The following is a 5304-nucleotide window of genomic DNA, read 5'->3' as shown; positions in this document are numbered from 1 at the left end:
GGCGTAACCGACAAGAGCTTTCGTGCGGTGTCTGCGGATAAAACAAAAGCCACCGTGTCGGTCAGTGGTATGACCATCACCGTGAACGGCGTTGCTGCAGGCAAGGTCAACATTCCGGTTGTATCCGGTAATGGTGAGTTTGCTGCGGTTGCAGAAATTACCGTCACCGCCAGTTAATCCGGAGAGTCAGCGATGTTCCTGAAAACCTCGGGCCGGTTACAACGGCATTATCGCCCGTCTGCAACAGGCTGCCAGCGATCCGATGGTGGACGGCATTCTGCTCGATATGGACACGCCCGGCGGGATGGTGGCGGGGGCATTTGACTGCGCTGACATCATCGCCCGTGTGCGTGACATAAAACCGGTATGGGCGCTTGCCAACGACATGAACTGCAGTGCAGGTCAGTTGCTTGCCAGTGCCGCCTCCCGGCGTCTGGTCACGCAGACCGCCCGGACAGGCTCCATCGGCGTCATGATGGCTCACAGTAATTACGGTGCTGCGCTGGAGAAACAGGGTGTGGAAATCACGCTGATTTACAGCGGCAGCCATAAGGTGGATGGCAACCCCTACAGCCATCTTCCGGATGACGTCCGGGAGACACTGCAGTCCCGGATGGACGCAACCCGCCAGATGTTTGCGCAGAAGGTGTCGGCATATACCGGCCTGTCCGTGCAGGTTGTGCTGGATACCGAGGCTGCAGTGTACAGCGGTCAGGAGGCCATTGATGCCGGACTGGCTGATGAACTTGTTAACAGCACCGATGCGATCACCGTCATGCGTGATGCACTGGATGCACGTAAATCCCGTCTCTCAGGAGGGCGAATGACCAAAGAGGCTCAATCAACAACTGTTTCAGCCACTGCTTCGCAGGCTGACGTTACTGACGTGGTGCCAGCGACGGAGGGCGAGAACGCCAGCGCGGCGCAGCCGGACGTGAACGCGCAGATCACCGCAGCGGTTGCGGCAGAAAACAGCCGCATTATGGGGATCCTCAACTGTGAGGAGGCTCACGGACGCGAAGAACAGGCACGCGTGCTGGCAGAAACCCCCGGTATGACCGTGAAAACGGCCCGCCGCATTCTGGCCGCAGCACCACAGAGTGCACAGGCGCGCAGTGACACTGCGCTGGATCGTCTGATGCAGGGGGCACCGGCACCGCTGGCTGCAGGTAACCCGGCATCTGATGCCGTTAACGATTTGCTGAACACACCAGTGTAAGGGATGTTTATGACGAGCAAAGAAACCTTTACCCATTACCAGCCGCAGGGCAACAGTGACCCGGCTCATACCGCAACCGCGCCCGGCGGATTGAGTGCGAAAGCGCCTGCAATGACCCCGCTGATGCTGGACACCTCCAGCCGTAAGCTGGTTGCGTGGGATGGCACCACCGACGGTGCTGCCGTTGGCATTCTTGCGGTTGCTGCTGACCAGACCAGCACCACGCTGACGTTCTACAAGTCCGGCACGTTCCGTTATGAGGATGTGCTCTGGCCGGAGGCTGCCAGCGACGAGACGAAAAAACGGACCGCGTTTGCCGGAACGGCAATCAGCATCGTTTAACTTTACCCTTCATCACTAAAGGCCGCCTGTGCGGCTTTTTTTACGGGATTTTTTTATGTCGATGTACACAACCGCCCAACTGCTGGCGGCAAATGAGCAGAAATTTAAGTTTGATCCGCTGTTTCTGCGTCTCTTTTTCCGTGAGAGCTATCCCTTCACCACGGAGAAAGTCTATCTCTCACAAATTCCGGGACTGGTAAACATGGCGCTGTACGTTTCGCCGATTGTTTCCGGTGAGGTTATCCGTTCCCGTGGCGGCTCCACCTCTGAATTTACGCCGGGATATGTCAAGCCGAAGCATGAAGTGAATCCGCAGATGACCCTGCGTCGCCTGCCGGATGAAGATCCGCAGAATCTGGCGGACCCGGCTTACCGCCGCCGTCGCATCATCATGCAGAACATGCGTGACGAAGAGCTGGCCATTGCTCAGGTCGAAGAGATGCAGGCAGTTTCTGCCGTGCTTAAGGGCAAATACACCATGACCGGTGAAGCCTTCGATCCGGTTGAGGTGGATATGGGCCGCAGTGAGGAGAATAACATCACGCAGTCCGGCGGCACGGAGTGGAGCAAGCGTGACAAGTCCACGTATGACCCGACCGACGATATCGAAGCCTACGCGCTGAACGCCAGCGGTGTGGTGAATATCATCGTGTTCGATCCGAAAGGCTGGGCGCTGTTCCGTTCCTTCAAAGCCGTCAAGGAGAAGCTGGATACCCGTCGTGGCTCTAATTCCGAGCTGGAGACAGCGGTGAAAGACCTGGGCAAAGCGGTGTCCTATAAGGGGATGTATGGCGATGTGGCCATCGTCGTGTATTCCGGACAGTACGTGGAAAACGGCGTCAAAAAGAACTTCCTGCCGGACAACACGATGGTGCTGGGGAACACTCAGGCACGCGGTCTGCGCACCTATGGCTGCATTCAGGATGCGGACGCACAGCGCGAAGGCATTAACGCCTCTGCCCGTTACCCGAAAAACTGGGTGACCACCGGCGATCCGGCGCGTGAGTTCACCATGATTCAGTCAGCACCGCTGATGCTGCTGGCTGACCCTGATGAGTTCGTGTCCGTACAACTGGCGTAATCATGGCCCTTCGGGGCCATTGTTTCTCTGTGGAGGAGTCCATGACGAAAGATGAACTGATTGCCCGTCTCCGCTCGCTGGGTGAACAACTGAACCGTGATGTCAGCCTGACGGGGACGAAAGAAGAACTGGCGCTCCGTGTGGCAGAGCTGAAAGAGGAGCTTGATGACACGGATGAAACTGCCGGTCAGGACACCCCTCTCAGCCGGGAAAATGTGCTGACCGGACATGAAAATGAGGTGGGATCAGCGCAGCCGGATACCGTGATTCTGGATACGTCTGAACTGGTCACGGTCGTGGCACTGGTGAAGCTGCATACTGATGCACTTCACGCCACGCGGGATGAACCTGTGGCATTTGTGCTGCCGGGAACGGCGTTTCGTGTCTCTGCCGGTGTGGCAGCCGAAATGACAGAGCGCGGCCTGGCCAGAATGCAATAACGGGAGGCGCTGTGGCTGATTTCGATAACCTGTTCGATGCTGCCATTGCCCGCGCCGATGAAACGATACGCGGGTACATGGGAACGTCAGCCACCATTACATCCGGTGAGCAGTCAGGTGCGGTGATACGTGGTGTTTTTGATGACCCTGAAAATATCAGCTATGCCGGACAGGGCGTGCGCGTTGAAGGCTCCAGCCCGTCCCTGTTTGTCCGGACTGATGAGGTGCGGCAGCTGCGGCGTGGAGACACGCTGACCATCGGTGAGGAAAATTTCTGGGTAGATCGGGTTTCGCCGGATGATGGCGGAAGTTGTCATCTCTGGCTTGGACGGGGCGTACCGCCTGCCGTTAACCGTCGCCGCTGAAAGGGGGATGTATGGCCATAAAAGGTCTTGAGCAGGCCGTTGAAAACCTCAGCCGTATCAGCAAAACGGCGGTGCCTGGTGCCGCCGCAATGGCCATTAACCGCGTTGCTTCATCCGCGATATCGCAGTCGGCGTCACAGGTTGCCCGTGAGACAAAGGTACGCCGGAAACTGGTAAAGGAAAGGGCCAGGCTGAAAAGGGCCACGGTCAAAAATCCGCAGGCCAGAATCAAAGTTAACCGGGGGGATTTGCCCGTAATCAAGCTGGGTAATGCGCGGGTTGTCCTTTCGCGCCGCAGGCGTCGTAAAAAGGGGCAGCGTTCATCCCTGAAAGGTGGCGGCAGCGTGCTTGTGGTGGGTAACCGTCGTATTCCCGGCGCGTTTATTCAGCAACTGAAAAATGGCCGGTGGCATGTCATGCAGCGTGTGGCTGGGAAAAACCGTTACCCCATTGATGTGGTGAAAATCCCGATGGCGGTGCCGCTGACCACGGCGTTTAAACAAAATATTGAGCGGATACGGCGTGAACGTCTTCCGAAAGAGCTGGGCTATGCGCTGCAGCATCAACTGAGGATGGTAATAAAGCGATGAAACATACTGAACTCCGTGCAGCCGTACTGGATGCACTGGAGAAGCATGACACCGGGGCGACGTTTTTTGATGGTCGCCCCGCTGTTTTTGATGAGGCGGATTTTCCGGCAGTTGCCGTTTATCTCACCGGCGCTGAATACACGGGCGAAGAGCTGGACAGCGATACCTGGCAGGCGGAGCTGCATATCGAAGTTTTCCTGCCTGCTCAGGTGCCGGATTCAGAGCTGGATGCGTGGATGGAGTCCCGGATTTATCCGGTGATGAGCGATATCCCGGCACTGTCAGATTTGATCACCAGTATGGTGGCCAGCGGCTATGACTACCGGCGCGACGATGATGCGGGCTTGTGGAGTTCAGCCGATCTGACTTATGTCATTACCTATGAAATGTGAGGACGCTATGCCTGTACCAAATCCTACAATGCCGGTGAAAGGTGCCGGGACCACCCTGTGGGTTTATAAGGGGAGCGGTGACCCTTACGCGAATCCGCTTTCAGACGTTGACTGGTCGCGTCTGGCAAAAGTTAAAGACCTGACGCCCGGCGAACTGACCGCTGAGTCCTATGACGACAGCTATCTCGATGATGAAGATGCAGACTGGACTGCGACCGGGCAGGGGCAGAAATCTGCCGGAGATACCAGCTTCACGCTGGCGTGGATGCCCGGAGAGCAGGGGCAGCAGGCGCTGCTGGCGTGGTTTAATGAAGGCGATACCCGTGCCTATAAAATCCGCTTCCCGAACGGCACGGTCGATGTGTTCCGTGGCTGGGTCAGCAGTATCGGTAAGGCGGTGACGGCGAAGGAAGTGATCACCCGCACGGTGAAAGTCACCAATGTGGGACGTCCGTCGATGGCAGAAGATCGCAGCACGGTAACAGCGGCAACCGGCATGACCGTGACGCCTGCCAGCACCTCGGTGGTGAAAGGGCAGAGCACCACGCTGACCGTGGCCTTCCAGCCGGAGGGCGTAACCGACAAGAGCTTTCGTGCGGTGTCTGCGGATAAAACAAAAGCCACCGTGTCGGTCAGTGGTATGACCATCACCGTGAACGGCGTTGCTGCAGGCAAGGTCAACATTCCGGTTGTATCCGGTAATGGTGAGTTTGCTGCGGTTGCAGAAATTACCGTCACCGCCAGTTAATCCGGAGAGTCAGCGATGTTCCTGAAAACCTCGGGCCGGTTACAACGGCATTATCGCCCGTCTGCAACAGGCTGCCAGCGATCCGATGGTGGACGGCATTCTGCTCGATATGGACACGCCCGGCGGG

8 protein-coding genes and 2 pseudogenes are annotated in these 5304 nt (G+C 57.4%); all 10 read left to right on the top strand.

The window, feature by feature from the left end; translation table 11 throughout:
- Positions 1-177, top strand: a 177-nt coding sequence (locus IO95_RS14465; protein WP_037385891.1) for an Ig-like domain-containing protein, incomplete at its 5' end; no start/stop codon positions are given.
- A gap of 37 nt (positions 178-214) precedes the next feature.
- A pseudogene (locus IO95_RS23570) lies at positions 215-1219 on the top strand (S49 family peptidase); the annotation flags it as partial.
- A gap of 9 nt (positions 1220-1228) precedes the next feature.
- Positions 1229-1561, top strand: a complete 333-nt coding sequence (locus tag IO95_RS14455; RefSeq protein ID WP_001297109.1) for a head decoration protein — start codon at positions 1229-1231, stop codon at positions 1559-1561.
- Positions 1562-1616: 55 nt separating this feature from the next.
- Positions 1617-2642 (top strand): major capsid protein, encoded by a 1026-nt coding sequence (locus tag IO95_RS14450; RefSeq protein WP_000063280.1) that lies wholly within the window; start codon positions 1617-1619, stop codon positions 2640-2642.
- A gap of 41 nt (positions 2643-2683) precedes the next feature.
- The gene (locus IO95_RS14445; protein ID WP_000158919.1) at positions 2684-3082 is read left to right on the top strand and encodes a DNA-packaging protein FI; all 399 of its coding nucleotides are present in this window, start codon (positions 2684-2686) and stop codon (positions 3080-3082) included.
- Positions 3083-3093: 11 nt separating this feature from the next.
- Complete coding sequence (locus tag IO95_RS14440; RefSeq protein ID WP_000752979.1) at positions 3094-3447, top strand: head-tail joining protein; 354 nt, start codon at positions 3094-3096, stop codon at positions 3445-3447.
- 11 nt (positions 3448-3458) lie between these two features.
- Positions 3459-4037, top strand: a complete 579-nt coding sequence (locus tag IO95_RS14435; protein ID WP_000975070.1) for a phage tail protein — start codon at positions 3459-3461, stop codon at positions 4035-4037.
- Positions 4034-4429, top strand: a complete 396-nt coding sequence (locus tag IO95_RS14430) for a phage minor tail U family protein (RefSeq protein ID WP_000683105.1) — start codon at positions 4034-4036, stop codon at positions 4427-4429. The genes IO95_RS14435 and IO95_RS14430 overlap by 4 nt, the downstream gene beginning before the upstream one ends.
- Before the next feature lie 7 nt (positions 4430-4436).
- The gene (locus tag IO95_RS14425) at positions 4437-5177 is read left to right on the top strand and encodes a phage tail protein (RefSeq protein ID WP_001349920.1); all 741 of its coding nucleotides are present in this window, start codon (positions 4437-4439) and stop codon (positions 5175-5177) included.
- Between the two features lie 37 nt (positions 5178-5214).
- Positions 5215-5304, top strand: a pseudogene (locus tag IO95_RS26515) (hypothetical protein); the annotation flags it as partial.

The organism is Serratia sp. DD3, assembly GCF_000496755.2.
Note: the sequence above shows the minus strand (reverse complement) of the source record. Positions and strands in the feature narration are given on the sequence as shown.

Coding starts and splice junctions, on each gene's coding strand:
- IO95_RS14425 (WP_001349920.1), top strand. CDS start 4,437: ATGCCTGTACCAAATCCTACAATGCCGGTGAAAGGTGCCGGGACCACC.
- IO95_RS14430 (WP_000683105.1), top strand. CDS start 4,034: ATGAAACATACTGAACTCCGTGCAGCCGTACTGGATGCACTGGAGAAG.
- IO95_RS14455 (WP_001297109.1), top strand. CDS start 1,229: ATGACGAGCAAAGAAACCTTTACCCATTACCAGCCGCAGGGCAACAGT.
- IO95_RS14445 (WP_000158919.1), top strand. CDS start 2,684: ATGACGAAAGATGAACTGATTGCCCGTCTCCGCTCGCTGGGTGAACAA.
- IO95_RS14450 (WP_000063280.1), top strand. CDS start 1,617: ATGTCGATGTACACAACCGCCCAACTGCTGGCGGCAAATGAGCAGAAA.
- IO95_RS14435 (WP_000975070.1), top strand. CDS start 3,459: ATGGCCATAAAAGGTCTTGAGCAGGCCGTTGAAAACCTCAGCCGTATC.